This window comes from Nocardia sp. NPDC004278 (genome assembly GCF_053602975.1).
In genome coordinates this window covers 78,297-104,403 of record NZ_JBSGEQ010000020.1, presented here as the reverse complement: position 1 = coordinate 104,403, position 26,107 = coordinate 78,297, and the positions used below count along the sequence as shown (strand labels likewise).

Sequence of the window (26,107 nt, the reverse complement as noted above, 5' to 3'; positions counted from 1 at the left end):
TCGCCAGGCGAGTAGTTCCTTCAGGGGGCTGAGGTCGTAGCGGAAGACATCGCATCGCGCCAGGCCCGGTAGTTCGGTGCTCCGCCGGGCCAGATGTGGGCGCCGATACGAATATGACGAACCACTCCGGTGGATGGACGGGATGCGGGTCGACAGCGAAGTGCGAACCCGCATCTGCTGTCAACGCCGGATTCGGCGGCGGCTTCCCGACCCGCTGCAGGTTCTGCTTATCGCCGCCAGCGGCAGAACCGATGGCGAACCGTGATGTCCCGCAGCGGAATTCGGTTGGAACGGACTGCGGTGTCGGCGACATACCCGACGCCGGACGAATGGATCGATTCGACGAATACGAAATGAGGAGATGTGATGTCGGAACTGTCTGGACTCTCGGCCTTGGTTACCGGCGGCACCAGCGGAATCGGTCGCGCCACCGCGTTGACATTGGCTCGGCGCGGTGCCCGCGTGGCCCTGTCCGGGCGCAATGAGCAGCGTGGTAAGGCGGTGGTCGCCGAGATCGAGGCAATCGGTGGAACCGCCGTGTTCATCCCGGCGGATCTGCGGGGCGAGGCATCCGCGCGGGCACTGGCCCGGGACGCGGTCGCCCGGCTCGGCCAGGTCGATGTGCTGGTCAACAATGCGGGCAGCTATCCGTCCGGTCCGACGGAACAGATGACCGAAGCCGATTTCGACGCGGTGTACGCCATCAATGTCAAGGCGCCGTATTTCCTGGTCGCCGAACTCGCCCCGCAGATGGCCGCGCGCGGCCACGGTGCGATCATCAACGTCACCACCATGGCCGCCGAATTCGGTATTGCGGGGAGCAGCCTGTACGGGTCCAGCAAGGCGGCCGTGGTGTTGCTGACCAAGGCATGGACCGCCGAATACGGGTCCCGCGGGGTACGGGTCAACGCGGTCAGCCCCGGACCCACCCGTACCGAGGGCACCGCGGCATACGACGGCTTCGACGAGCTGGCGGCGACCACACCGGCGGGACGACCGGGAACGCCGGAGGAAATAGCCGAAGCCATCGCCTTCCTGGCCGACAGCCGGGCGGACTTCGTCTACGGTGCGATCCTGCCGGTCGATGGCGGGCGCACCGCTATCTGACCGGGCACCGGTCCATGCAGGGCGGGTGGGTCGTGCTGAGAGTCGCAGCCACCGACCAGCCGGAACCGGCCCGCGGCTGGGACCGGCACCAGTCTTCTGCCAGTAGTTCAGTGCGACCGCGGATTCGGCATTTGACGTCGCGGAACTCGTTGGTCAGGAATTGGTCTCGGCCGGTGTCTGCACGGGTATTTCGCCGCCCAGCTCGTAGCCGCCGCTCAGCTGCAGTCTATCTCCGCTCCAAAAGCGTCCAGGGTCGTACCAGTTGGGGCTGTGGTGCCGCGACAGCAGTCCCATCTCCTGGTATGTCGCGGCCACGACTTCCGCGCAGTACGCGTTCTCGAATTTTTGGGCGGCAGCCTGGCGAGACTTGTTGCGCGGCAGGCGCGCCCGGCCGCGTAGCCAGCGTCCGGCGAGAGCGGCGGTGGATGGGAACGGGGTGCCGTCGAGTCGGGCGATGGTGCGCAGCAGGCTGTCCTCCATCTCCCGGGTGGCCGGACGGTTCAACTGGCGCAGCCAGGTCTGCTGACCGTAGCGGTGTGCCCACACCAGCACGGCATCGCGCAGATTGTGCAGCTGGACGCCGCGGTGCACGACTCCCGACCACATATCGGGCAGCGATCGGCCGAGTTCCGCATGCCAGATCAGCGCGGGCAGATCGTCGATCACAACCGACATGCCCACATGGTTCACCGGACTGTTCGTCGTCATCCGGATCGCGCGGTCGGCGGCCGAATGACCACGGAACAGCCAGATATCGCCGGTTCTGGTGAGCTCGAGTGCTCGGTCGAGACCGATGCCCGTACCCGTCATGGCCGTAGCCTATGCGGTATGAGGTGGTGGAAGGCAGTGGGATTGGCGGGTGCGGCCGGTGTAGTCGCGACCGGGGTGGTGATCGTGCGCGCCGAGCGCCGCCGCCGTGCCTACACCCCGGACCAGGTCCGCGAACAACTACACATGCGATTCGCCCGAGCGACCTCGGCCGGGGCGGCTGAAAGCCCTGCTCCGACACCGCAGGACGCTTCCGGTATCCGCGTTCGCATCCGACGTTTGTTTCGACGCCGACCACAGCCGGGGCGCCGACCGAGGTGAGGTCACGGGGTGGGCAAAACCGGCGGAACGTATTCGAACGTCCTTCCGAGCAACCACACGAGAAGCAATACCACTGGCAAGTGAAAAATGAACTGCAGGAACGTGAAACCGACGAGGTCTCGCGCCCGCAGTTTGAGCACTGCCAGCAGCGGCAGCATGAAGAACGGATTGACAAGGTTGGGCAGTGCCTCGGCCACGTTGTAGATCTGGACGGTCCAGCCCAGGTTCATGTGGACATCGGTCGCCGCCTGCATGACATAGGGGGCTTCGACCAGCCACTTTCCGCCGCCGGACGGGACGAAGACGCCCAGCACCACCGTGTAGATGGCAATGACGATGGCAAAGCCGCCACCGCCGCCGATGTTCGTGAAGAACTCCGCGAGGTGCTCGGAGACGGTAAGTCCGCCCCGGCCCTTCGCTTTGGTGAGTATCGCGGCCATGGCGGCGTACAGCGGGAACTGGACGAGAATGCCAGCCGTGGCGGGTACGGCGAGCGAGACGGCTTGCAAGAACTTGCGCGGCGTTCCGTGGAGCACCAGGCCGAGCATGAGGAAGACGAGCAGATAGCCGTTCAGGCTGCTGACAACGGTGAGTACCGGTTTGGTGACGAGCTGGGAGATCAACCAGCCTGCCGTCATCAGGCCGGCCAGGACCGGCAGGGTACGGCTGTACTCGAGCCATTCCCCCGGCCGCGAGCGTGGCGCCACTTGCGCGGGCTGGTCGTCCAGATCGACATCCAGGTCCTCGGCGGTCTTGATGGCCGCACCCTTCGGCGCCGAGAAGTGCGCGACCACCACGGTCAGCGCCATGATGATGGCGCACATGAGCAGGGACTGCCACGTGAAGATCGTGCTGCCGAAGTCGAGGACACCGGTGATCTTCAGCAGTGCCGGGGGCAGCGAGCCCGCGGTGGCCTGTAGCTGCGCGGCCGAGGAGGATATTCCCAACGCCCACACCGCGCCCAACCCCATGAACGCCGCGGCGCCGAGCGCGCGATAGTCCACACGCAGATCGGTCCGACGGGCGATCGCCCGGGCCAGCAGACCGCCGAAAACCAAACTGAGTCCCCAGTTCAGAAACGATACCGACATGGCAAGGAACGCAACGAGACCGACTGCGCTGCTAGCGGTTTGCGGCACGGTGGCCAGCCGGTCGATCAGCCGGGCGACAGGCGGGGAGGTGGCGACGACATATCCGGTGAGCACCACCATGGCCATCTGAAGAGTGAAAGCTGTCAGATCCCAGAAGCCATCACCGAACGCGTTTACCACCCTTTGTGGCGACGAGCCGTTGGCCAGCGCAGCGGCGGCCACAATGAATACGCCTGCGAGTGCGACGACATAGGCGTCCGGGAACCACTTCTCCGTCCACCCGGCGAGCGACTGCGCGACCCGTGCAAGGCCCTTTTCGGAGCTGGCTTCTTCGATGGTGGACGTCATCCAGTTATCCCTCTTCTTTCCACACACTGCACGTGCGCATGTGACGCACCGCACAAGCTCGGTTGGTCAGTATTGGTGCCAATTTGTGTGCGGGCAATAGGGAAATGCGCAGGTACCATCTGCAAAAGTGCAGAAACTGTCGGTGGTCTCGCACTCGACAAGTAATTAGCAGCGCGTCCTGCGTCGCGCTTATCCGACGGGCCTCGGATCCGTGAGCTGCCCGTCCGGCAACGCCTCCGTGACCTCAGCCAATTTTGGTGACGGGTAACGTTTTCCATCGCATCGACTTCGGGAAGCGCAGCGGCACAGCCAATTTCGAAGCACAAACCGAAGTGAATCGACCGAGGGCAGATGCGGAGGGGTTATGTTGCAGCACAGGCGATCAGCGATGCGGCGCCACGCTCCGCCTCCGGCCGCCGAGACGGTCGCCGCCGCACCAGCTACTCGCCGATCGACAGGAGCGGATTCCGCGTATTGTGCACACCGTCCGCAACGGTGGCCGTGGGTTAGCCGCCGCCGAGCGAACGTTGCTGCAACCGCCAATGGTTATCCCACCAGGCGCGGATGACGGCGGGATCCGCGTTCAACGGCGGTGGCGGGGATTCACCGGGAAAGAGCCAGTCGCCGTTCGGCGCATCGACGGTGGTCGAGGTCGGCGTCGACGACTCGGTGGTGGTCGACGTCGGTGTCGGCGACTCGGAGGTCGTGGTGGTGGTTGGTTCGGGCGGGTCCGTGGTTTCGGATGTGGGGGCAGAGGCGGTGCTGGGCGGGCGGTGCGCCGGCGTCGGGGTCACGGTGATCGACCAGTTCGCGGCCGACGTCGGTTCGATGGTGATGGGTTCGGACGAGGCTGTGGTCGGTGCGGGCTCGACCGTGATCGGCGCGACTGGCGCGACGGATACGGACATGCCCGGCGGCAGCGATTCCGTGGTCCGGTTGACAACCTCCGACGGATGGTCGTCGCGGATCTGCGCCACCGCGATTCCGGACGCACCCAGCACGGTCGCGACGGCGGCAGCACCCAGGAGCAGTCGCCGGGTCCGTCCGCCATCGGCCGACACCACCTCCGGTAGATCTCGAAGCCGCTGGGCGGCGATCAACGCCGCACCGCGCGCCGCGGCTTCGGCGGGATCCGCAACCAGGATCACCGGCGCCTCGAATCCGAGTACCAGCATGGTCGCGATATCGGGATCCGCCGCACTCGAACCGCAGACAGCGACCGCGTCCGGTCGCATGTCGACCGAATCCAGCATCGGCAAGATCCGGCCGATCGTCTGACCCGCGGTATCGGCGTCGACAGTGCCATAAGCCCATGAGCCCGATGCCGATACCGCCTCCCGATCCGGTCCGAGCAGCACGAATGACGTGTGACCGTCCGCCATCTCCAATACGAGCACCGTGCCGAATTCGTCGAGCCCCGGCTCTTCTCGGGTCAGCACTGCCAGCGCCGACCGCTCCGAAACCAGTGACGATGACGCCCATCGTCCGCCCGCCAACTGCGACACGATCAACCGCCGCTCGACCACCGACCGGTACACGATGGCTATGTCCTCGACCTGGGCACTGTCACCCAGAACTTCCGCGAAACCGTCGAGTACGCCAGCGATCGCAGCGCCGACCTCATCTTCGTGCGGGCGCGACCGTGCCGCAGACGACACGATCTCCGGTACCCCGTCCGCCAGCACGACCCCGCGTACCACCGTCCGCTCCGCTGATATCCCCACTGTGGCCATGCCGAACACCCTTTACTCGGTAAGGACTCTCCGGACTCTCCTCTGTCATTCGAAACGGACGCGTCAACCGACTGCACGTCTGCCCGACTTCCTCCGGTATATCGCCAGCACGGTCGGCTTCCGCGTTCCCGACCAACAGCGTTCACCTGTTTCCGCAGATCGCCGCTTCGGCACGCCGAGTGGGACCAGATTCGGTGCCGTCACCGCGCCCTTGGCCCGCCTGCGTCCTTCCCAACCATGAAGTCTCCTCGTCCCATTCGAGTGGTTCGGATGGTCGAACATGGAGTCCAGTCGATCCGAGGAAGGTCATATGGAACCCAGCGGCACAAGGATTCTCGACGTTGTGGGCAGCCGTCGGATGGCGGTGGCGACGTTGGCGACGATCACGGGGTTCTACTACCTGTTCGTCGCATTCACCAACTGCGTGGACACCGATACCAACCGAAACGCGGTCGCCGCTGTGCTGTCGATGAAATCGACGATCCACAATGCCGGAACCGATTGGCGAGCGATCACGAATAGCAGCGTCGCCCTCATCGCCTACATCCTGATTGTGATCTGGGAGTTTCTGATCGCCTTCGTACTGCTGGCGGCCGCAGCGGTATGGGGCCGAGTACTGACCGGACGGCCGCGCCGACTTCGAGCGGGTCTCGACACGGCGGTGAAACTGTCGAGCCTGGGCTGGACCATGGCAATGCTGCTGTTCGCGGGCGGGTTCCTCACGATCGCGGGCGAATGGTTCCGGATGTGGGCCAACAAGCAGGTGAACGCATCATCGGCGGCGCTGCAGAACTTCCTGATCGCCGCCGTCGGCCTAATCCTCGTCCACCTTCCGGACTCGAACACAGCGCGGGATACGCCCGCGTGACGCGGGCGCAGCCGCAGGACAGAAAGCCGCAGTCGAGGACGAAAGCCACCGCGGTGGACCAGGTGTTCAGGCGCTCGCAACGCTGAGATGGCGGCGGAACCAGTCGAGGGCCAGATCCGCGACCTGCTCGAGTGCGCCGGGCTCCTCGAACAGGTGCGTCGCGTGCGGTACGACGTCGATCTCGCTCGGACACGGCATCCGCAGCCGGGCCTGCTGATTGAGCTCCAGCACTCGCCGGTCGTTACCACCGACGATGAGCAGCGTCGGCACGCGGACCAGCGCCAACCGCGGACCGGCCAGGTCGGGGCGGCCGCCACGAGAGACAATGGCGGCAATCTCGATGCCGGGTTCGGTGGCTGCCCACAGCGCCGCACCAGCTCCGGTGCTCGCGCCGAAATACCCAGTGGGAAGCTCGCTCAGCTCCGACCGCGTGCGCAACCAACGGGTCACCTCGACGAGCCGATGGGCCAGCATCTCGATATCGAAAACGCGGGCACGATCTCCCTCTTCGTCCGCGGTCAGCAGGTCGACCAGCATCGTCGCGAGTCCCGCACGATTCAGAACATCGGCGACCAACCGATTTCTCGGACTGCGCCGACCGCTACCACTGCCGTGCGCGAAGGCGACCAGACCGGTGACGTTCTGCGGGACGGCCAGTATCCCCGCCAGCCGAATGGAATCCGACGGCACTATGACCTCGTCTGTCCGTGTCAAGGGATCGGATGCAAACGACTGCATCGAACACCTCCTGGTATCCGGACTACCCGACGATTCGGTCATGCACAAGGGGTTGGCATGGTCGCGTCCGGCATGCTGACTGCTCAGGCTCCCGATGACGACTGAGCCGGGGTCTGCGACACCGGGTCACCACCTCCCGCGGCGGTGGTGACCCGGGTGGTCGCAGCCCGGAGCGACGTCTTCAGCAACCCGATCTCGGCGTGTACGCTCTCAAAGAAGATCATGTAATTGTGACAGGGGTCACAGCTCCTGTCGCCAGTCTCGTTGTGCCAGATCGTCGAACCAGTCGCCCTATTGGAGTTCCATGGCGCTCGTTCACACGCCCATCTCGGCGAGTGAAGGGGTTCGTTCGGCACTCGGGCATCGTTGCTCGATAGCCGGTGTGCGTCGTATGCAATCACCCTGTCGGGAAGCCGGATCCGTCACTACGGAGACCTCATGAGTTCACCGAACCGATTCGACGAAATGCAAAGTCGCGTTGCAGATATCGCTCCAGTGTTCCGCACGCCGCTGGACTCGCCGTACGAGATTTCGAATGAACTGTTCGCCGCGCTGCGGCACGTCCTGCACGACGTCGGCGGACAGCCGGATGTACCAATCGAATACCAGGAAAAAGTCGAAGAACCCTGGGAGATGAACACCTACGTCACGTGCGAATGCCTCGGCTGGCGTGGGGTGTGGAATTCCGAGGAACGCCGTCGCGCCGAGAACGACCTCGGCGCGACGCTGTACTTCGGTCTGCCCTACTACGCGCGCTGGGCGACTGTCGCGGCGAAGTGCCTGGTCAACAAGGGTTTGATCACCCCGGACGAACTGTCGGCGAAATTGGATGAGGTACGCGCACGGCTGGCGACGCGGACATGACAAGGAAATACCAGATCGGCGATCGCGTCCGGGTGCGCGACGCGACATCAATGTTTCACACCCGCACCCAGGCCTACACCCGCGGACGAACGGGTGTCGTCGTCGAGAACCGGCCCGAGTGGGTGATTCCCGAGGACGAGGCATGGGGACGCGATAACGGCCGCTTCGAACCGTTCTATGTGGTGCGGTTCCGCCAGATGGACCTGTGGCCCAACTACACCGGCTTCGACGTCGACACCCTGGAGACGGAGGTGTCCGAGCACTGGCTCGAACCAGCGGAGGAGGATGGCAAGTGAGTCGAACCCACGATCACGGGGCGCACGCACCGATCCAGACGAGCGACGAGATCAGCGAGTTCGAGGTCCTGGAGACCGCGGTTCGCGAACTCGCCATCGAGAAAGGCCTGTTCTCGCAGGAAGACCACCGACGGTTCTCGGAATGGGCCGAATCGGTCGGTCCGCACGGCGGTTCGAAACTGGTCGCGAAGGCGTGGACGGACCCGGATTTCAAGGCGCGTCTGCTCGCCGACGGGACCGAGACGTGCAAGGAAGTCGGCATCGACTGGCGCGACCCGACCGGCTCCGGAACGCCGAGCGACTACACCTATTTCTACGTGCTGGAGAACACGCCCAAGGTGCACAACGTGATCGTGTGCACGCTGTGTTCGTGCTATCCGCGGCCGGTTCTCGGGATGTCTCCGGACTGGTATCGCACCCCCAACTACCGTCGGCGCCTGGTGCGTTGGCCCCGGGAGGTGCTCGCCGAATTCGGCCTGCACTTCCCGCCCGACGTCGAGGTCCGCGTGCACGACTCGAACCAGAAGTCCCGTTTCATGGTGATGCCGATGCGCCCGGAGGGCACCGAGGGCTGGACCGAGGAACAGCTCGCGGCCATCGTCACCAGGGACACGATGATCGGCGTGGCACTGCCCCGGGTCGACTGGACCGCACAGGTGCCGCCGAACCAGGTCCAGGCCGCCACGGGCAAGGACGGGCAGCGATGAACAACGGTCCGTACGAAGTCCTGCTGGATACGCTGGACCCCGCGTCCAAGAGGGAGCGCACCCTGCCGGAGCTGGACCGCAAGCCCGACCCGTGGGAGTCGAGCATGCAGGCAACCTGCGAATGCCTGTCCTGGCGCGGTACATTGGACAACCTGGAACGCCGCCATGCCGAGGATGCGCTCGGTGAGACGATCTACCACGACTTTCCGGTACGGACCCGATCGGTCGTGGTCACGGCGCACACGCTGATGGATCGTGGATTGATCACCCCGGAGGAACTGCGGATGCGGATGGAGGCGGTTCGGACGCGGTTCAACCGGGACTAACCCCTCCTGCGGATTCGTGGTGTCCGAGCGGTTGCGAGCGGCCGGGATCGCAATGGTTCCGAAACGGTATAGCTCGGCCGGGCGGTGACCTCGACCTCGGCATTCCCAATAGGACCAAAGGCACCTCCACTACCACGCACTCGACACCCACCACCACTCCGACGCGGTGGCGGCGAACTCCGCGTTGACCGAAATTTGTTGTGCGACAACAGCTCCTACACTCTTATAGCGGTCGCTAGGATAGAGGGGTGCGGATCGGAGTCGGACTCTCCACCGCGCCGCAAGCGCGGCAGGCGGGCATGGAGGCCGCAGCGATCGCACGCGACCAGATCGCGGGCGAGTCGCCATCACTTGCTGTGCTACTGGCGTCACGAGCACACACCGACGAGGCCGCGGCCGTACTCGCCGGAGTCCACGAGGCGGTGCGGGTGCCCGCACTCGTCGGATGTGTGGCGCAGGCGATCGTGGCGGGTCGCCGCGAGATCGAGGACGAGCCCGCGGTGGCGGTATGGCTGGCATCCGGATTGCCCGCCGCCGCCGAGACCTTCCAGCTCGACTTCGTCCGCACAACAGCCGGCGGGCTACTCGCGGGCTACCGCTTCGACAAAGCCGCACGCGATTTCCATCTGCTGCTGCCGGACCCGTTCTCCTTCCCCGCCGACATACTGCTGCAGCATTTGAACGCGGATCTGCCCGGCACCATCGTGATGGGCGGGTTGGTGAGCGGTGCGCAATGGCCCGGCGGCAGCAGGCTGTTCTGCGACCATGACGTGGTGACCTCCGGCGCCGTCGGCGTCCGACTGCCCGGCCTGCACAGTGTCCCCATCGTGTCGCAGGGCTGCCGACCGATCGGGTACCCATATATCGTCACCGGCGCGCGTGGCGCACTGATCACCGAACTGGGTGGCCGCCCGCCGTTCGATCGGTTGCGCGAAATGGTCGAGGCGCTGCCACCCGACCAACAGGAACTGGTGACGCGCGGGCTGCAGATCGGAATCGTGGTCGACGAACACCTGGCAACGCCCGGACAGGGCGATTTCCTGATCCGTGGCCTCCTCGGTGCCGACCCGTCCAGCGGCGCTATCGAAATCGGTGAGCTCATCGAGGTCGGTACGACCGTGCAGTTCCAGGTCCGCGACGCGGTCGGGGCCGACGAGGATCTGCGGGCGGCCCTGGTCCACATGGGTACGGATCTGCCGGGCCGCCCGGCCGGTGCACTGCTGTTCACCTGCAACGGACGCGGCCGGCGGATGTTCGGGGTCGCCGACCACGACGCCGCGACCATCGAGGACCTGCTCGACGGCATACCGCTCGCCGGCTTCTTCGCCGCGGGCGAGATCGGTCCCATCGCGGGCCGCAATGCGCTGCACGGATTCACGGCGTCGATGGCGGTCTTCACCGAATGAGCGTCGACATGCGGGTCTACGCCGAGCTGAACGACTTCCTCCGGCCCGGCGAGCGATACACGGTGCAGCGCAGACAGTTTCGTCCGCACCAGACCGTGAAGGACGTCATCGAGGCGGCTGGCATCCCGCACACCGAGGTCGACCTGGTACTGGTCAACGGGCAACCAGTGGCCTTCGACCGGCGTCCGCACGACGGCGATCGGATCACCGCCTATCCGGTGTTCGAGAGCCTGGATATCGGCCGGGTCACCAGGGTGCGCCCACATCCGCTGCGCGAGCCGCGCTTCGTCGCCGATGTCAATCTCGGCGGCCTCGCCAAGCTGATGCGGCTGATGGGCCTGGACGTGCGCTGTCCATGGGACGCCGACGATGCCGCACTCGCCGAACTGTCGGCGGCCGCGCACCGGATCCTGCTCACCCGCGACCGCGGACTGTTGAAGCGGCGCAACGTAACTCACGGCGTGTACATCCGCTCGGACCGGCCGGTCGATCAGATCGTCGAGGTGATCCGGCGGCTCGACCTCGGCGAGCAACTTGCACCGTTCACCCGCTGCCTGCGCTGCGGTGGCGCCGTCGTCGCGGTCGCCAAAGCCGAGGTCGAAGCTCTGCTCGAACCGCTCACCCGGCGCCATTACGACACGTTTTGGCAGTGCCGCGGCTGCGGGCGGGTCTACTGGCAGGGCTCGCACCAGCGTCGGCTCGATGCCACGGTGGAGAAGATTCGCAGCGAGCTGACTCGATCCTGACACCGGGCGGCCGGGCTATTTCGATACCGACACCGCGGCCGGAATCTACTGTTGAACCAGATGTGCTGCACCCGCTCGTCGGCCTCGGCCGACCGGTGCCATCGCGACGAACGCGGTGGCGTGTGCGTAGCCGCTGACGTTGTCATCGGTCATCGGCTATCGTCGCGGCGCTGGCGGCGATGGCCGAAGTCCGGTAGCGACGGAAGCGGTGCGGCGGGCTTGGTGAGCAGCGATATCACCGAGCTGGTTCGGTCGCACGGAGCGTTGGCGCTCAGGCGCCGATGCGGGCCACCGTCGCGGCCACTCGCTCCAGGTGATCGGTCATTGCGGCGCGTGCGGACTCCGGCGAACCGGCCTCGATGGCGCGGACGATGGCATCGTGCTCGTGGTCGGAATCGGTGCGGCGGTCCTGGGTCAGATTGAGGAATTCCGATTGCAGGTCCAGCGCGCGGCGGGTGTCGGCGACCATGGCGGCCAGCATGGTGTTACCGCTGGCCGCCGCGATGGCGGTGTGCAATTCGCCGTCGTAGCGCACCCAGTCGTGCGCATCGGTGGCCGTCGCCAGCTTGTCGAGGATCTCGAACAGCAGCCGCAGCTGGTCCGGCGTGCGCCGCTCGGCGGCGAAACCGGCAGCCGGTATCTCGACGAGCCGCCGCGCCTCGATCAGGTCATCGGCGCCGACACCCGCGAAGGTCGGCTGGGTATCGGCGTTCTTGGAGAGGATGAAAGTGCCTCGGCCGGTATGGGTTTCGGTGAGTCCGAGGATCGCGCACGCATGCAGTGCCTCACGGACCACCGGCCGGCTCACGCCGAACTGCTTGGCCAGCGCCAGCTCCGCGGGCAGGCGGTCGCCCACCGCGTAGTCCTCGCTCTGGATGAGACTCTTCAGCCGACGAAAGACCGCCTCGGTGGCGCCGATGCGCTGCACGTACCCCTCTTCGACCGTCACGCGACCAGTATGGAGACTTCCGCGATACGACGTCAAAATGCTTGTTCCAGCGGGTAACGGCCACCGACGAACCCGGCGTTGACAGTCGCTGTGACCCCCATTACAGTCAACCTGTCTTACAGCCTGACAGCCTTACTTCTGAGCGTTCCGAACAGCGCTGAGCCCGCCCATCTGCGGAGGCTGGATCCGGCCCATGGAGGGTTTCGATGCACGACCACGAACAACAGTCGACAGCCACCGCCGCCGCGCCCGAGCCGCGCATCGATATCGGCGACCTCGGCTACCAGAAGCGGCTGCGCAAGCGCCACATGCAGATGATCGCGATCGGCGGTTCGATCGGCACCGGGTTGTTCCTCGGCGCCAGCGGCCGAATGGCGCTCGCCGGTCCCTCCCTCGCCCTCGTCTACATCGTGTGCGGGATCTTCACGTTCATGGTGGTCCGCGCGCTCGGCGAACTGGTGATGTACCGGCCGTCGTCCGGCGCGTTCGTCTCCTATGCCCGCGAATTCCTCGGTGAACGCGGCGCGTATTCGGTGGGTTGGCTGTACTTCCTGAACTGGTCGACGACGCTCGTCGCCGATATCACGGCGGTCGCGCTGTACGCGCACTTCTGGTCGTTCTTCGTACCCGTGCCGCAGTGGGTGCTCGCGCTGATCGCGCTCATGGTCGTCGTCGGGCTCAATGTGGTGTCGGTCCGGCTGTTCGGCGAACTGGAATTCTGGTTCGCGCTGGTCAAGGTCGGGACCATCGTCGTATTCATGGCGTTGGCCGTCGGGTTCATCGTCACCGGAACATCGGTGGGCGACAACGTCGCCGGCATTTCCACGATCACCGACCACGGCGGGCTGTTCCCGCGCGGCCTGGCGCCCATGCTCACCATCGCCCTCGGGGTGGTGTTCGCATTCGGTGGTACCGAGATGATCGGTGTCGCGGCGGGCGAATCCGATAATCCCCGGGCCGTGGTGCCGCGCGCGGTGAACTCCATCATGTGGCGGATCATCCTGTTCTACGCCGGGTCGGTCATCCTGTTCACACTGCTGCTGCCGTGGACTGCCTATTCCCCCAGTGAAAGTCCGTTCGTCACGGTGATGAGCTCGGTCGGCATCCCGCACGCGGGCGATGTAATGAATCTGGTGGTGCTCACCGCCGCGATGTCGAGCCTGAACGCGGGGCTCTACGCGACCGGACGCACCCTGCGTTCGATGGCGGTGGCGGGCGCGGCGCCGCGCTTCGCGCAGCGGATGAATCGCAGCGGCGCACCGTACGGTGGGATCCTGATCACCAGCGTGGTCGGCATTGCCGGGGTGGTGCTCAATCTGGCCATGCCGCACAAGGCCTTCGAGATCGTGCTGAATCTGGCCGGACTCGGCATTGTCGGCACCTGGGCCTCGATCATGATCTGCCACTGGATCTTCGTGCGCAGAGCCCAGCAGGGACACTACGACCGGCCCGCCTTCCGGCTGCCGTTCGCGCCGGTGCTCAACATTCTCACACTCGGCTTCCTGCTCGCAGTGATCGTGCTGATGTTCTTCGACGACGAGATCGGCCGCATCACCCTGGCGGCGTTCCTGCTCGTCGTCGCCGCCATGGTCGCTGGCTGGTTCCGGGTTCGCGGACGGCTCGATCCGGATGTCCTCGCCCCCATCGAGCGGCCCGGCACCGCCGCGGACGGATCGGTGCACGGGTGAGCGCTCGCGAGCTACCGGTTGCGACTGCGCCGCAACTTCTTTCGCCGGTCACTGTCGACATCCTCTACACCGGTGGCACGTTCGGGATGGTCGATCACGGTGCTGGTCTGCGACCCCGCCGCGGCCTCGGCAGTGAGATCGCCGATGTCGTCACACAATTCGAGCGCACCAGCGGCATCGCGGTGCGATTCGAGTACACCGAGCTCGAGCAGGTCATCGACAGCGCCGATGCGGGCGCCGGCACCGCGCGCCGAATCGCCGAACGGGTGCGCTCCGGTATTGCGCACCGGCGCCCCGACGGGGTCATCGTCGTACACGGCACCGACACGATGGCCTATGTGGGCGCGCGGATGGCATTCGAACTGCACGATCTGAATGTGCCGGTCGTGTTCACCGGCGCCCAGATCCCGCTGGGTCGGCCAGGTAGCGATGCCGGGAGCAACCTGTCCCTGGCGCTGAACCACATTGCCGCCCAACCAGTTCCGGGAACGTACATCGCATTCGGCACATCGCTGCATCCCGCCGTGCGGGCCAGCAAACGCGCGTGCGACCACTACGACGGATTCACCACGGTCCGGGAATTCACACCGCCGCCGACCCCGCCCCGGCTGCCCGAGCGGCGGCCGCGCGCGGACAGCCCACCGGTCGGATTGTTCGCCGTGTTCCCCGGAATGGATCCGGACCTGCTCGACGCGGCACTGCGCCACTATCGCGGCGGACTCGTCCTCGAATGCTACGGCTCCGGCACGCTGCCGCTGCACGGTGACGCCACGGCGGCGGCCATCCGGGCGGCAACCACACGCGAGACTCCCGTGGTCGTCATCACCCACTGTGACAGCGGCACAGTGGATCTCGACCGCTATCAGCCCGGCCGGGCCCTGCGCGCCGCCGGTGCCATCGGTGGTGGCGATATGACCAGGGAGGCCGCGCTCGCGAAGCTGGCGTATCTGGTCGACCTCGGTATGTCCGGTAGCGGGCTGCGCCGGTGGATGACTGCCAATCTGCTCGGCGAACTCTCGAATCATCATGCGACACAGTCGATCCCGAATCCGACGCACAACTGAACAGGAGCTATCGATGATCGAAAGCACGCGCACCGAACGCGATTCCCTCGGCACCCGAGCGGTACCGCGCGAAGTCTACTGGGGCGTCCACACCGCCCGCGCGCTGGACAATTTCGCCATCACGGGCGACCGCATCGGCAACTATCCGGCCCTGATCACCGCGCTGGCCGCGGTCAAACAGGCCGCCTGCCGCGCCAACCGGGACCTCGGCCTGCTCGATACGCGCCGGGCCGACGCGATCGATAGCGCCTGCGACGAGATCCGCGGCGGCGCACTGCACGACCAATTCCCCATCGATCCCGTCCAGGGTGGGGCCGGGACCTCGACGAATATGAATGCCAACGAGGTCATCGCCAACCGCGCGCTGGAACTGCTCGGCCACGACCGTGGCACTTACACCGAACTCGACCCGCTCGATCACGTGAATCTCGGCCAGTCCACCAATGACGTCTATCCGACCGCGGTGAAACTCGCCGTCGTGCACCACATCCACGACCTGGTCGCCGCATTGGGCCGGTTGGCAACCGAATTCGACCGCAAGGCAATCGAATTCGCCGATGTCATCAAGATGGGCCGCACCCAGCTGCAGGACGCGGTACCCATGACGCTCGGGCAGGAGTTCGGCACCTTCGCCATCATGGTGCGCGAGGACTGTGCGCGCCTCGGCGAGGGCACCGCGCTGCTGCGCGAATGCAACCTCGGTGGCACGGCGATCGGCACCGGGATCAACGGCCACCCCGACTATCCGGCGCTGGCCTGCACCCATCTCAGTGAACTCACCGGTATTCCGGTGCTATCGGCCGCCGACCTCATCGAGGCCACCCAGGATTGCGGCGCCTTCGTGCAGGTCTCCGGGATCGTCAAACGCGTCGCCGTCAAGCTGTCCAAGATCTGCAATGACCTGCGGCTCATGTCCTCGGGGCCGACGACCGGCCTCGGTGAAATAAGCCTTCCCCCGGTCCAGGCCGGGTCCTCGATCATGCCAGGCAAGGTCAATCCGGTCATCCCGGAGGTCGTCAACCAGGTCGCGTTCGCGGCCATCGGCAACGATATGACCGTCACCATGGCCGCCGAGGCGGGACAGCTCCAGCTCAACGCCTTCGAGCCGATCATCGCCTACAGCATGCTGCGCACCACCGCACATCTGACCGCCGCCGTCGACACCCTCGCGACCAGATGCATCACGGGCATAACCCCGCACCGCGAACATCTGGAACAGGGCGTCCGGCGCTCGATCGGCATTGTCACCGCCCTCACCCCACACATCGGATACGCCGCCAGCGCCCGAATCGCCAAGCAGGCATTGCACACCGGCCGCCCCGTCGAGGAGATCGCCATCGAACTCGGCCTGCTTTCGGCCGACACCGTGAAAGCCCTGCTGGCACCGCACCGCCTCGCCGGACTTTCGCGGCCATGACCTGGGACGACGTGCCGCCGCAGGGGTACCTCTGAACCGTCACCGCATGCCACACCGAGGATCAGATTCGCGACACGGCCGATGAGCTGGCGCTGCTCTGGCGTGCCCGATGATCGATCGCCCAGCGCGGCGGTTTAGCGGGTCGCTCAGTGGTAACTCGCACAATGCCGCTGCTCGGCGAGCGCGACCGCCGCGCTCCGATCCCCCGCGGGCAACGCAAGCACAATCGAACGGGAGGAAGACGATGCCGAATCCTGGTAGCCACGCGCAACGGACCCCGGTGCGGGCCGAGCTGCGCAGTACCGCATTCAGCGACCACACGACAATTCCCGAGCGCTACTCATACGACGGCGGAAATGTATCCCCGCCGCTGGAGTGGCACGGCATCCCCGACGATGCCGCGGAGTTGGTCCTGCTGTGCGAGGACCAGGACGCGCCTGGTGGCGTGTTCACCCACTGGGTCCTGACCGGGATCGCACCGACTACGACCGGAGTCGGTGCGCAAGCGGCACCGCCCCGGGCCGTCGCCGGTCGCAATGACTTCGGCGAAATCGGCTGGAGCGGTCCGCGACCGCCGCAGGGCGACAGCCCGCACCGGTACTTCTTCCGCCTCTATGCACTCGACCAACCGCTCGAGTTCACCGAGGAAACCAGTGCCGATGTGGTCCGATCGGATATCACCGACCACGTCATCGCCAGCGGCACCCTCGTCGGGCTGTTCGCCCGCTGACTCGCCAACGAGCCCGACCGGTCGGCGTGCGAATCGGCCCGAGCGCAGTACCACCCGCACCGGGTGCGACGGAGACATCCGTAGCGGGACGGCGAGCCGTCCGGATTCGGGAATCGCTCCCGAACGGCAAGGAGGCAGGGTGCACGATCACGGTCGCCGTTGCGGCCGATGCGTCGTTCGATATCGATGTCGCCACAGCGGGCGCCGGGGGCAGCCCGGCGCCGGCCGTCGACACCTGCGGCATTGGGTACCGATATCGCCGCGGCGGTGCCGGCCCAGCTGCGGTGACCGCACCGGCAGCGGCGCAGGGTGCCCGGTGATCCGCCGATGGGCATGCCATGCGATTCGCGGATCAAGCGCGCACGTGCAGTCCAAAACCCGTGCGGCCCTTGGCTTCCAGACCCTCGCGCAGGCGCAGGGCGGGCAGTTCGTAATCGCCGCCGTTCTGCGTGCGGAAGGCGATCGGATCGGTCTGTTCGATCGATAGCAACCGCTGCTCCCATGCCTTGGCTACATCGGTGAAGTCCGCGGGCGATACCCGATCCGCGCTGTATGTCACGAACGGCGGCAGCACGTCCATACCGGGGTAGTAGAGGATGCCGTGCTGGATCGGGAAGAGCAGATCGTCGATGGGGCCGTTGATTCCGCGGTCGGTGTAGTGCGGTTCACGGCCACCGATCGTCACCGCCAGCATGGCCCGCTTGCCCGCGAGGGTGCCCTCGCCGTAGCGGTCGCCGTAGCGGGTGTCGCTGTGTTCGCCGACGCCGTAGGCGAAGTTGAAGGTGAAGACCCGGTCGACCCAGCCCTTGAGGATCGCGGGCATCGAGTACCACCACAGCGGGAATTGCAGGATCACCGTATCGGCCCAGCGCAGTTTTTCCTGCTCGGCCGCGATATCGGCGGTGAGCGTCGCGGTGTCGTACGCGTGACCGGAGTCTTCGACGACTCGCAGCGGGCCGCTCGTCCCACCGAAGTCGTCGGCGTCGACCGACGGCTTCCATCGCATCGCATACAGGTCGCTGACCTGCACCTCGTGCCCGGCTTCGCGCAGGGTGGTGACCGCGATGTCCTTGAGGGCGCCATTGAGCGACCGCGGTTCTGGGTGGGCGTGGACGATGAGTGTTCGCATTGCTGCTCCTTCGGATCGGATGTGTTCGATCCTGCGAGTCGGCGGGCCCGCTGTTCAGAGACGCTTCATCCATCGGACGGGACTTCCTGGTACCGGCAGGACCACCCTCGGCCCGCGAACCCGTGGCAATACTGGAGGGATGGACGATCTCTCCGACTTCCTGCGCACGCGGCGATCCCGGGTGGATCCGGGGTCGGTCGGCATTGCCACCGATTCGCGCCGTCGAGTCGCGGGATTGCGCCGGGAGGAGGTGGCGCACCTGTCCGGGGTGACATGTTGGTTGCGCACTCCTTAAGTGCTCGCCTTGGGTAGTGAGCAACAGCGGGCGGCGTGGGCAGGGAGTTTGCGCAGGGTATGTGCGGGTTTTGTCAGGTCGGTAGTGACGTGGCGGGCCTTGTGGGTGTGGTTGGCTCGGCTGCGGTAGGTCCACCTTGGATGTCTTACCAGAACACGGTGATTCGAAATCGTGGAGTAGGACACTGACGCCGCTACCTTCTAGTGAAGTGGCGGCGTTGTTCGTTTCCGGAAGATCTACTCGCCGACCCGCTTCGGGGTGGCGTCGGTCGGGTGCACTGATCTCAGGCTGTGGGATGGTGCCGTCGGCAGCGAGCTCGATGAGGTTTTCTTCCCGCGGCTGCCTATCGAACCAGGATGAATCAAGGGCGTAGCAGCGGACGTCCTTCAACTACGGCGGCCCAGAGCTTTTCCGCGGCGTCTTCGAGGTCGCCGTCCAGGAACTCGGGCAACAGGATGTCGGCCGCGTCATCCGCGTCGGAGTGTTCGAAGTAGTCACCCTCGGACACCCGCAGCCGACGGGCCTGCAGATCATCGACGAAGATGACCTCGCCCTTGTCCCATGTTTCGAACCACGCGCTCGCTGAAGCGGCACCGTGTACGACGAGCATTCCCATATCGGAGAGTTCCGTCATCAGCAGACCCCCGACAGTGAGCGAGCCGCCGATGAAGAGATTGCTGTCCAGGAGGCACATCAGGTGCTGCACGGTGACCGAGCCGGTGACATAAAGCGGCGTGTAGACGTCTCCGTTCAAGAAGCGCATCGGCCCGTTGACCGTCAGGTCGCCATCGATGACGTAAACGGTGTCCTCCGCCAGACCGGGATTGTTTCCTATCGACAACGCCCCGTCGACGGTCAGGTCACCCTGGTGAACGAAGAAGCATTCCGGCTCCTCCCCGAAGAGTTCTTCCAGGTCCTCCGCGCGGTTGTCGGCGGCTTTACTTATGTCGTAGCGCTCTACTGCCTCGGACAGCGGTACCGATTCCCAACGTGTGCTCCACTGCTCGAAAGACACCTGACTCCTCGCGTTCTTACCGATACCTGTTGCGGCCCAGTGAGTCTCGCACATCACCCGCGGATCGGTGAACTGCCCACCGCCCCCGACGCGGTGCGGCCGCTGCGCGTCGAGAGTCACCGCGCGGTCCGCCTGCACGACGACATGCTCGAACTCGGATCTGTGGCCCGATCGCGGTCAGGGTGTTCGCGTTGTGAAGCGTTAGGCCCAGGATCAGGCCGGTTGCAGCATGATCGCGCGCCCGGTCCAGCTCGCCCAGAACCGTCGCGCCGGAACCTCCGAATGCTCAGCACCCCATCGGGACGGGTCGGCGAATCCCGCGACGGTGTCACCGTCGCGGTCTGCCTCGCCGGTAAACACGATCAGGTGCCCGCCCTTACGTCCGTCTTCAGGCAGTTGCCACGTGCACGAGATGATGCTGGGTACGCCGTCAGCGGCCATACCCTGAAGCGTGGAACGGTCGACCGCTTCAGCAGTACCGGCAAGGCCGTGCCGTGCGGCCAGCGCGACCAGTCCGGCGTGTGTCCAGCCCACCCCGGTGGCATACGCGTTGGTGTCCAACCCCTCTCGGAGTAGTTCACGCTGTAGCGGCACCGGCAGGCCATGGAACCGGAGCAGCATTCGCAGGCACGCAATGCCGCAACACCGATCACCCCATGTCTGTGGGCCACCATCGGGCCAAGGGAAACCAGGGTCGTCGGTTTCGTCGTCGGTGAAGTGTTGCGGGAACCGGTGGACATCCAGCGGAAGGCGGTGCAATCTCACTCCATTCGATCCAGGGTAGCCAGCCCAATGTAGGGCAACGCCGCCTCGAGCTGGGGCGAAGGGCCGCGGTGCTGCTCAACAAACGATCGGACCACCCACGGAGGACGAACCCCGTTCTCGATCGCGTCCGCGAGCAGCATCAGGATCAGCTCCCGATATCCGATTCCGACCGCGCGGGCCGCAACCGGCAGATTGCTGTGCCGCTGCACACCCGGAGTCGTGTTCACCTCTAACGCGTACGCCACACCAGCCGCATCGACCATGTAGTCGATCCGGATCGCGCCACGGCACTCCAGGAATCCGTATACCGCCAGCGCACCGAAGGACATTGCGTCGAGGGTGGCCGACGCCAGATCATCGGGAACCTGATAGGTAACCGCTGGACCATCGCCGCCGCCGAGCTTGGTTTCCTCGTCGTAGTAATCGCGTTCGGTGAGGACTTCCAACGGCGGCAACGCTTTCGGCCCGGTCGGGGTGCCGAGCACCGCAACCGTCATCGCACGACCGACGACGAACTCCTCGAGGAAGAATCGGCGAAATCCGCGCTCACGGAATCGGTGCGCCGCGTTGGCGGCTTCGGTCAGGGTCTGGACTCGTTGCAGCCCGACGCTGGAACCGCCGTCGACCGCTTTGAGCATTGCGGGCATCGGGAACGCCGGGATTGCCGATTCGACGATCAGCCCGGAGTCGCGCAGTGTCGGGATGCCGACGTAGTTGAACACTGCCTTCGAGGCCAGCTTGTCCGCACCGATACCGCCCGCGAGAACACCCGACGACGTGTAGGGCACGTGCAGGTAGTCCAACAGACCTTGAAGACGGCCGTCCTCACCCCAGGGACCGTGGACGTTCACGTATGCGACGTCGAACGTGCGGACCCGCTCAACGAAATCGGGGGCGGTCGGGTCGAGGTGTTCGGCGTCGATACCGGACTCGGTGAGGGTTTCCATGATCGCAGTCAGCGACCATTTCTCGTGCGGTGTGTTGCGAATGTAGACGCGATCCTCTTCTGAGACTGGCCCGTACAGGACTGCGACGCGCACGCTCTTCAGATTCGCGGGGACGTTGATCATGTCCGGCTCCTTCGGGATGACTGAGGGTGATCTCTGGAACACAGGTCCGAGGCGCGACGGTTTGAGAACAACCCGTGGCCAATCGTGTGCGAGATGATCGAATACGTTGTGTGGGTCAATGATTCGGCCAATTGGGGGCTCGCGCCCCTGGGGCCAGACTCTTCGGACGCGATCACCGTTCCCCGCTGGATCGCGGCACAATCCCAGCCGGAGTCACCAGATCGCACGCCAATGCGACCGCTTTCGCGTGTCCGCCGAGGTGGGCAAGGTCGGGGGTTAGGATGGCGGAAGCGCCTGCCTTGCATACGGTTTCGACTACCAGTGTCGTCGGCATGTAGGTGTCGGTACCGATGGTGAGCAGTCCGGCTAGCTCGTAACCTTGGCGCTGCGCCAGATGTCTGATTACCTGCTCGTACCGTTGCCGATCCGATCCGGTGATTTCGAGCAGCAGCAGACCGATTGCCTTGGGTTGCATGGGGTTTTCCTTCGCTCGCGCTACCGGTTCCTACCCGGTCACGGCGTTTCGGTGTCGACGACGCTTATGGGCGCGATCGTGGGGGCGTCGGCTTCGTCCAGGTCCGCGTCCGAGTCGGATATCCACCCGTCCTCGTCAACCCGCGTCATCGAGCCGTCCGCGCGCTGCAATATGGGACGGCTATCCACGGGGGCACGGTCGAGTTTCTTGTGAGTGTCCTCATGGAAGGCAGCGAGCAGCGCCCGCACCGATGGAGCGATATCCGTTCGTGTGAAATGCAATTCGGTCATCTGTTAGCCGCCTGCGCCCGACGACGGGAGATCCGCCGTATTAAGTAAGGCGGCCCAGTAGTCCTCGCGTACCGCGTCCCACAGGTCGCCATGCTCGGAAAGCAGCTCGCGGGCGTCGACCAAATCCGGGTAGGCATCGAACATGATCGTGCCGGGCTGCGCGTCGGGCAGCTTGGTCAGCGATGGCAGGCGGTAGGCGGTGAATGCCTCGGTGGTGAGCTGCACGCGCAGTATGCGGGCGGCGCGGTTGACGAGCTGCCACACCGCGACCTTCCCCGGTATCGCGGTGGTGTGCAACATATTTCGGTTCACTGCGCCCCCTCGGGTCGTTCAGCATCCGTCCACTCGTGGGCGTTCAGGGCTTCGAGGTAACGCTTCATCAGTTCGGTCGGCACATCGCAGTAGACCGCGCATTGCGGCCCGACGAATGCGGACCGTTTCGGCAGTTCGCTGACGCTCATCGGACGGCCCTCACGTCGGCCACGATCTGCCCGGAATAAGCCAGTGTCCAGAACGCGGCGTATTTCGCCGAGCAGACGTCGGTGCGGCAATCGCGGGTGCCGCCGCATCTCGGCGTGCGCCTGCTCCGGCGTGTACGGCTCGGGCGATGCGCGATGCGACGGCTCGAGCTCCCATGAATCGGTTCTCAGGGTGCCCTCTGCGGTGACGCGATCGAGGATATCGACGCCCGACACCGCGCCGTCCGGAATGGTGTCGTCGCGGTCGCGGTCGATCACATAGGGCAGCCAATATCCGATGCCGCAGCAGAGGACAAGTATCGCGGCGGCCGTGACGATCAGGGCGATGGTTCCTACAGGCATGGGTGGTATCCCTCGGTGCGTGTTCCAATGTCGGTGGGCACCCAGCACCGGGTGACACGAACCCCATTCGGTTGTCGAAGGGGGGCGTGTAGCTCGGCATCGGCTGCTACCCAAAAGATTCGGTGGGACCGAGGGTGTTGCACTAGCGTTGCAGTGTTGGCGATATTGCAACGCTGGTAGAGGGCTCATGGGAAGGTGGGTCATGGAGCAATGGCGTCCGTTCGGCGACGAATTGCGCAAACTTCGTGGCCATGAATCGCTGCGAAGTCTTGCTCGCCGGATCGGCTACAACGCGGGGGACCTGTCGCGGTTTGAACGAGGAATTCGCAAGCCGCCAGCGGATATCGTCCGGCTGCTCGACCGGGAACTGTCCGCATCCGGGCGTCTGATCGAGATCGCCGCAGTGGCGATGTTCGATCTCGACAACGAACGTGCCAACGGGCACGATGAGTCGGGTCGTGACTATCCCTACGAGAACGGAGAAGGCGAGTTCATGCCGATCTCCAGGCGCAGTTTCATCGCGGCAGTCGGCATGGAAGCGGCAATCGGCACGAGTCCCAACCCGCGAATCGCGTTGAACCGCAACTCTTCCGTCGATTACCTTGACCACTTTCGTCAACTCAAACGTGTCCTCGTCGACCAGGACAGCCTGCTGGGGCCGACCACCGTGATCCCGATCGTGCAACAACAGATCCAGGTCATCGGCCAGTTGCGCAGATTGAACGGCACGGACACCACCGGGTTGCTCAAGATGCAAACCAGCTACGCAGAGTTCGCGGGCTGGCTTCACCAGGACTCCGGGGACTTCACTGCCGCCGAGTATTGGACAGACCGGGCATTCCAGTGGTCCATGGCATCCGGCGACGACGCCATGTCCTCCTACATCCTCAACCGGAAAGCACACCTGTCCGGCGACGAAGGCGATGGCGGCGAAACGGTCGCGCTCGCAGCCGCCGCGATACGCACCGCCCCGGGCGATACACCGATCGCGGCCCTCGCCAATATGCGTGCCGCGCATGGTCACGCGCTGCTCGGCGACCATAAGGCGACAGAAAACGCCTACAACATGGCGTTGGAATCTGTCGACAGCCCCGACATGGACCCGGACCTCCCCTGGGCGGGATGGTTCGACCACTCCTACATCAACGTCCACCGGGCGCGAAGCCTGTCGGCGTTGGGCGACTACCACACTGCGGCAGAGCAATTCACGCATGTGCTCGACACGCTGCCTCCTCATTACGCCAGAGACAGGTCCGTCTATCTGGTACGCGCAGCGGTAGCACACGTAGGCAATGGCGACGTAGAACACGCCGCGAGCCTGGGTATGGAAGCGATCTCCGCCGGAAGTGGCTCGGGCTCGGGACGACTTGCGAAGGAACTGGAACTGCTGGATCGGGCGTTCAATCCATGGCAGACCCAAGCCGCCGTCGTCGAGTTTCGGGACGCCCGTCGAGAACTCCTCGTCTAACTCCTAGACGAGTTGCAGGTCAAGCCGAAAGCCGCTGTTCGTGGACTCGGCGTCCTGTCCGCGAGATGTCTGCACCCGCACCGTTACCTGGTAAGCGTATTTCGGGTTTGCGGGGCTGAAATTGCAGTACAGGCCCTTCACCGAAGCGTAACCACCCTCGCTCGTCGCCTCTGCGACCGAGCGGGGCGACACTTCCACGGTCGTGATGAACGCGACGTCATAACTACCTGAGCCGAAGGGCTGAACCCGGATATCAGCCACGTGTTCCTGCGCGTATGTCGTTTCAACGACAGACCCGTCAGCAGCCACTGTGACAGACACATTCACGTACTCACCGGGCATAACTACCAGGATAGGGGTGGGCCTCGTGCTGAGACGCCTGTCGGGTGGATATCGAATTGGTCCTCGTAGCCCACCCAAATCCGATGTCGCCCCGGTTGGTGGCGGCTGTCGTGCTGGGGATCGGTCAGTCTCGGTGTTATCCGATTCTCCGTGCTTGCAACGGTGCGCGCTGGATGCGATCGACCACACAACGAATTGTGGTCGCTGACCGCTGCTCCTTCGGATCGGATGTCTTCGATCCTGGGAGTCGGCGGGCCCGCTGTTCAGAGACGCTTCATCCATCGGACGGGACTTCCTGGTACCAGCAGGACCACCCTCGCCCCGCGAACCCGTGGCAATACTGGAGGGATGGACGATCTCTCCGACTTCCTGCGCACGCGGCGATCCCGGGTGGATCCGGGGTCGGTCGGCATTGCCACCGATTCGCGCCGTCGAGTCGCGGGATTGCGCCGGGAGGAGGTCGCGCACCTGTCCGGAGTGAGCGTCGACTATTACGTGCGTTTGGAGCAGGGGCGGGCCCGGCAGCCGTCGGCGCAGGTGCTCGATGCGCTGGCCCGGGTGCTCGGCCTCGACGAGGTGGAGCGCGAGCACCTGCACCGACTGGCACGCCGCCCGCTGCGCCCGGCGAAGTCGGCACCGAATGTCCGCATCCGTCCCGAGTTGCTGCGGGTGCTCGATCTCATTCCCGACACGCCCGCGTTCATCGTCGATCACCGCCTCGACGTGGTGGCGGGCAACCGGCTCGCGGAACTGTTGTACGGGCGCAGTCCGATGAAGGGTCTGAATATCGCCCGGCACATCTTCCTGGACGACCCGGACGACGAGGGCCGCTCACTCTATGTCGAATGGGAGGTCTGCACCCGCGATACCGTCGGCCACCTGCGTCTGGCCGCGGGCAAGTATCCGGACGATCCGAAACTGTCGGCCCTGATCGGTGAACTGGCCGTGCACAGCGACCGCTTCCGCAAACTGTGGGCCCGCGCCGATGTCCGCTCTCGGACCCACGGCCGAAAAGCCTTCGCCCACCCTCTGGTCGGCACCTTGGACCTACACCAGGAAAACTTCGCTCTCCCTGAGGAAACCGGCACCGAACTCGTTGTCCTGTCCGCCGAATCCGGCACCGAATCCCACGACAATTTGCGCCTGCTGGCCAGCCTCGGTGCTACGGATGCCCGGACTCTCGATCGGTCACCGGACCGCGATATGACACAACCCTAGCGGGCGTCACGATGGTGTAATACGGTGAACCGGGGACCGCAGGAGAACGGGG

General features: G+C 65.2%; 28 protein-coding genes and 1 pseudogene. 15 read left to right on the top strand and 14 right to left on the bottom strand.

Going from position 1 to position 26,107, the window contains the following annotated elements; translation table 11 throughout:
* Window positions 1-366: 366 nt before the first annotated feature.
* Window positions 367-1,107, top strand: a complete 741-nt coding sequence (locus ACWEO2_RS27485) for an SDR family NAD(P)-dependent oxidoreductase (RefSeq protein ID WP_452407952.1) — start codon at window positions 367-369, stop codon at window positions 1,105-1,107.
* A gap of 153 nt (window positions 1,108-1,260) precedes the next feature.
* On the opposite strand, the gene ACWEO2_RS27480 is transcribed toward ACWEO2_RS27485, so the two are convergent.
* The 3 genes from ACWEO2_RS27480 to ACWEO2_RS27470 all read right to left on the bottom strand — a co-directional run bounded on the left by ACWEO2_RS27480 (window position 1,261) and on the right by ACWEO2_RS27470 (window position 5,368).
* Window positions 1,261-1,917 carry a hypothetical protein gene (locus ACWEO2_RS27480; protein ID WP_452407951.1) on the bottom strand — a complete coding sequence of 219 codons (657 nt, stop codon included), beginning with the start codon at window positions 1,915-1,917 and terminating at the stop codon, window positions 1,261-1,263.
* Window positions 1,918-2,198: 281 nt separating this feature from the next.
* Window positions 2,199-3,635, bottom strand: coding sequence for a short-chain fatty acid transporter (locus ACWEO2_RS27475; RefSeq protein ID WP_452407950.1), 1,437 nt, complete (start codon window positions 3,633-3,635; stop codon window positions 2,199-2,201).
* 506 nt (window positions 3,636-4,141) lie between these two features.
* Window positions 4,142-5,368 carry a hypothetical protein gene (locus ACWEO2_RS27470; RefSeq protein WP_452407949.1) on the bottom strand — a complete coding sequence of 409 codons (1,227 nt, stop codon included), beginning with the start codon at window positions 5,366-5,368 and terminating at the stop codon, window positions 4,142-4,144.
* A 310-nt stretch (window positions 5,369-5,678) separates the two neighbouring features.
* On the opposite strand from ACWEO2_RS27470, the gene ACWEO2_RS27465 reads away from it, so the two are divergent.
* Window positions 5,679-6,236: a DUF2165 domain-containing protein gene (locus tag ACWEO2_RS27465; RefSeq protein ID WP_452407948.1), complete on the top strand. Its 558-nt coding sequence runs from the start codon at window positions 5,679-5,681 to the stop codon at window positions 6,234-6,236.
* 66 nt (window positions 6,237-6,302) lie between these two features.
* Here ACWEO2_RS27465 and ACWEO2_RS27460 read toward each other — a convergent pair.
* Window positions 6,303-6,956 (bottom strand): annotated as a pseudogene (locus tag ACWEO2_RS27460) (dienelactone hydrolase family protein); the annotation flags it as partial.
* 456 nt (window positions 6,957-7,412) lie between these two features.
* Between ACWEO2_RS27460 and ACWEO2_RS27455 the strand changes: the two are divergent.
* The 6 genes from ACWEO2_RS27455 to ACWEO2_RS27430 all read left to right on the top strand — a co-directional run bounded on the left by ACWEO2_RS27455 (window position 7,413) and on the right by ACWEO2_RS27430 (window position 11,319).
* Complete coding sequence (locus ACWEO2_RS27455; protein WP_452407947.1) at window positions 7,413-7,838, top strand: hypothetical protein; 426 nt, start codon at window positions 7,413-7,415, stop codon at window positions 7,836-7,838.
* Window positions 7,835-8,134, top strand: coding sequence for an SH3-like domain-containing protein (locus ACWEO2_RS27450; RefSeq protein ID WP_355182828.1), 300 nt, complete (start codon window positions 7,835-7,837; stop codon window positions 8,132-8,134). The genes ACWEO2_RS27455 and ACWEO2_RS27450 overlap by 4 nt, the downstream gene beginning before the upstream one ends.
* Window positions 8,131-8,841: a thiocyanate hydrolase subunit gamma gene (scnC, locus tag ACWEO2_RS27445; protein ID WP_452407946.1), complete on the top strand. Its 711-nt coding sequence runs from the start codon at window positions 8,131-8,133 to the stop codon at window positions 8,839-8,841. Before ACWEO2_RS27450 ends, scnC begins: the two co-directional genes overlap by 4 nt.
* On the top strand, window positions 8,838-9,167 hold the full coding sequence (locus ACWEO2_RS27440) for a ScnB (RefSeq protein ID WP_452407945.1): 330 nt from the start codon (window positions 8,838-8,840) through the stop codon (window positions 9,165-9,167). Before scnC ends, ACWEO2_RS27440 begins: the two co-directional genes overlap by 4 nt.
* A 248-nt stretch (window positions 9,168-9,415) precedes the next feature.
* Complete coding sequence (locus tag ACWEO2_RS27435; RefSeq protein ID WP_452407944.1) at window positions 9,416-10,573, top strand: FIST signal transduction protein; 1,158 nt, start codon at window positions 9,416-9,418, stop codon at window positions 10,571-10,573.
* A gap of 8 nt (window positions 10,574-10,581) precedes the next feature.
* Complete coding sequence (locus ACWEO2_RS27430) at window positions 10,582-11,319, top strand: Mut7-C RNAse domain-containing protein (RefSeq protein ID WP_452407943.1); 738 nt, start codon at window positions 10,582-10,584, stop codon at window positions 11,317-11,319.
* A gap of 271 nt (window positions 11,320-11,590) precedes the next feature.
* On the opposite strand, the gene ACWEO2_RS27425 is transcribed toward ACWEO2_RS27430, so the two are convergent.
* Window positions 11,591-12,268: a FadR/GntR family transcriptional regulator gene (locus ACWEO2_RS27425; RefSeq protein WP_452407942.1), complete on the bottom strand. Its 678-nt coding sequence runs from the start codon at window positions 12,266-12,268 to the stop codon at window positions 11,591-11,593.
* Between the two features lie 206 nt (window positions 12,269-12,474).
* Between ACWEO2_RS27425 and ACWEO2_RS27420 the strand changes: the two genes are divergently transcribed.
* The 4 genes from ACWEO2_RS27420 (at window position 12,475) to ACWEO2_RS27405 (ending at window position 17,167) form a co-directional block, all read left to right on the top strand.
* Window positions 12,475-13,956 (top strand): amino acid permease, encoded by a 1,482-nt coding sequence (locus tag ACWEO2_RS27420; RefSeq protein WP_452407941.1) that lies wholly within the window; start codon window positions 12,475-12,477, stop codon window positions 13,954-13,956.
* A complete protein-coding gene (locus tag ACWEO2_RS27415; protein WP_452407940.1) occupies window positions 13,953-15,020 on the top strand; it encodes an asparaginase domain-containing protein in 1,068 nt (355 codons plus the stop codon). The genes ACWEO2_RS27420 and ACWEO2_RS27415 overlap by 4 nt, the downstream gene beginning before the upstream one ends.
* Before the next feature lie 13 nt (window positions 15,021-15,033).
* Window positions 15,034-16,437, top strand: a complete 1,404-nt coding sequence (locus tag ACWEO2_RS27410) for an aspartate ammonia-lyase (protein ID WP_452407939.1) — start codon at window positions 15,034-15,036, stop codon at window positions 16,435-16,437.
* Window positions 16,438-16,681: 244 nt separating this feature from the next.
* A complete protein-coding gene (locus ACWEO2_RS27405) occupies window positions 16,682-17,167 on the top strand; it encodes a YbhB/YbcL family Raf kinase inhibitor-like protein (RefSeq protein ID WP_452407938.1) in 486 nt (161 codons plus the stop codon).
* Between the two features lie 352 nt (window positions 17,168-17,519).
* On the opposite strand, the gene ACWEO2_RS27400 is transcribed toward ACWEO2_RS27405, so the two are convergent.
* On the bottom strand, window positions 17,520-18,296 hold the full coding sequence (locus tag ACWEO2_RS27400) for an NAD(P)H-dependent oxidoreductase (protein WP_452407937.1): 777 nt from the start codon (window positions 18,294-18,296) through the stop codon (window positions 17,520-17,522).
* A 139-nt stretch (window positions 18,297-18,435) separates the two neighbouring features.
* On the opposite strand from ACWEO2_RS27400, the gene ACWEO2_RS27395 reads away from it, so the two are divergent.
* Entirely contained in the window at window positions 18,436-18,591 is a 156-nt protein-coding gene (locus ACWEO2_RS27395; protein ID WP_452407936.1) for a hypothetical protein, read from the top strand.
* Window positions 18,592-18,952: 361 nt separating this feature from the next.
* Here ACWEO2_RS27395 and ACWEO2_RS27390 read toward each other — a convergent pair whose 3' ends face one another.
* From ACWEO2_RS27390 to ACWEO2_RS27360, 7 genes are all read right to left on the bottom strand, one after another.
* The gene (locus ACWEO2_RS27390) at window positions 18,953-19,744 is read right to left on the bottom strand and encodes a hypothetical protein (protein WP_452407935.1); all 792 of its coding nucleotides are present in this window, start codon (window positions 19,742-19,744) and stop codon (window positions 18,953-18,955) included.
* A 75-nt stretch (window positions 19,745-19,819) separates the two neighbouring features.
* Window positions 19,820-20,371, bottom strand: a complete 552-nt coding sequence (locus ACWEO2_RS27385) for a cysteine peptidase family C39 domain-containing protein (RefSeq protein WP_452407934.1) — start codon at window positions 20,369-20,371, stop codon at window positions 19,820-19,822.
* Window positions 20,368-21,441, bottom strand: coding sequence for a D-alanine--D-alanine ligase family protein (locus ACWEO2_RS27380; protein ID WP_452407933.1), 1,074 nt, complete (start codon window positions 21,439-21,441; stop codon window positions 20,368-20,370). The genes ACWEO2_RS27385 and ACWEO2_RS27380 overlap by 4 nt, the downstream gene beginning before the upstream one ends.
* Window positions 21,442-21,613: 172 nt before the next feature.
* The gene (locus ACWEO2_RS27375; RefSeq protein WP_452407932.1) at window positions 21,614-21,916 is read right to left on the bottom strand and encodes a hypothetical protein; all 303 of its coding nucleotides are present in this window, start codon (window positions 21,914-21,916) and stop codon (window positions 21,614-21,616) included.
* Between the two features lie 38 nt (window positions 21,917-21,954).
* A complete protein-coding gene (locus ACWEO2_RS27370; protein WP_452407931.1) occupies window positions 21,955-22,206 on the bottom strand; it encodes a hypothetical protein in 252 nt (83 codons plus the stop codon).
* A gap of 3 nt (window positions 22,207-22,209) precedes the next feature.
* Window positions 22,210-22,518: a hypothetical protein gene (locus ACWEO2_RS27365; protein ID WP_452407930.1), complete on the bottom strand. Its 309-nt coding sequence runs from the start codon at window positions 22,516-22,518 to the stop codon at window positions 22,210-22,212.
* Complete coding sequence (locus ACWEO2_RS27360) at window positions 22,515-23,027, bottom strand: hypothetical protein (RefSeq protein ID WP_452407929.1); 513 nt, start codon at window positions 23,025-23,027, stop codon at window positions 22,515-22,517. Before ACWEO2_RS27360 ends, ACWEO2_RS27365 begins: the two co-directional genes overlap by 4 nt.
* A 202-nt stretch (window positions 23,028-23,229) precedes the next feature.
* Here ACWEO2_RS27360 and ACWEO2_RS27355 point away from each other — a divergent pair, with 202 nt between their 5' ends.
* On the top strand, window positions 23,230-24,495 hold the full coding sequence (locus ACWEO2_RS27355; RefSeq protein ID WP_452407928.1) for a helix-turn-helix domain-containing protein: 1,266 nt from the start codon (window positions 23,230-23,232) through the stop codon (window positions 24,493-24,495).
* Between the two features lie 3 nt (window positions 24,496-24,498).
* Here ACWEO2_RS27355 and ACWEO2_RS27350 read toward each other — a convergent pair whose 3' ends face one another.
* On the bottom strand, window positions 24,499-24,837 hold the full coding sequence (locus ACWEO2_RS27350) for a hypothetical protein (protein ID WP_452407927.1): 339 nt from the start codon (window positions 24,835-24,837) through the stop codon (window positions 24,499-24,501).
* Window positions 24,838-25,185: 348 nt separating this feature from the next.
* On the opposite strand from ACWEO2_RS27350, the gene ACWEO2_RS27345 reads away from it, so the two are divergent.
* Window positions 25,186-26,055 (top strand): helix-turn-helix transcriptional regulator, encoded by an 870-nt coding sequence (locus tag ACWEO2_RS27345; protein WP_452407926.1) that lies wholly within the window; start codon window positions 25,186-25,188, stop codon window positions 26,053-26,055.
* The last annotated feature ends 52 nt before the right edge of the window (window positions 26,056-26,107 follow it).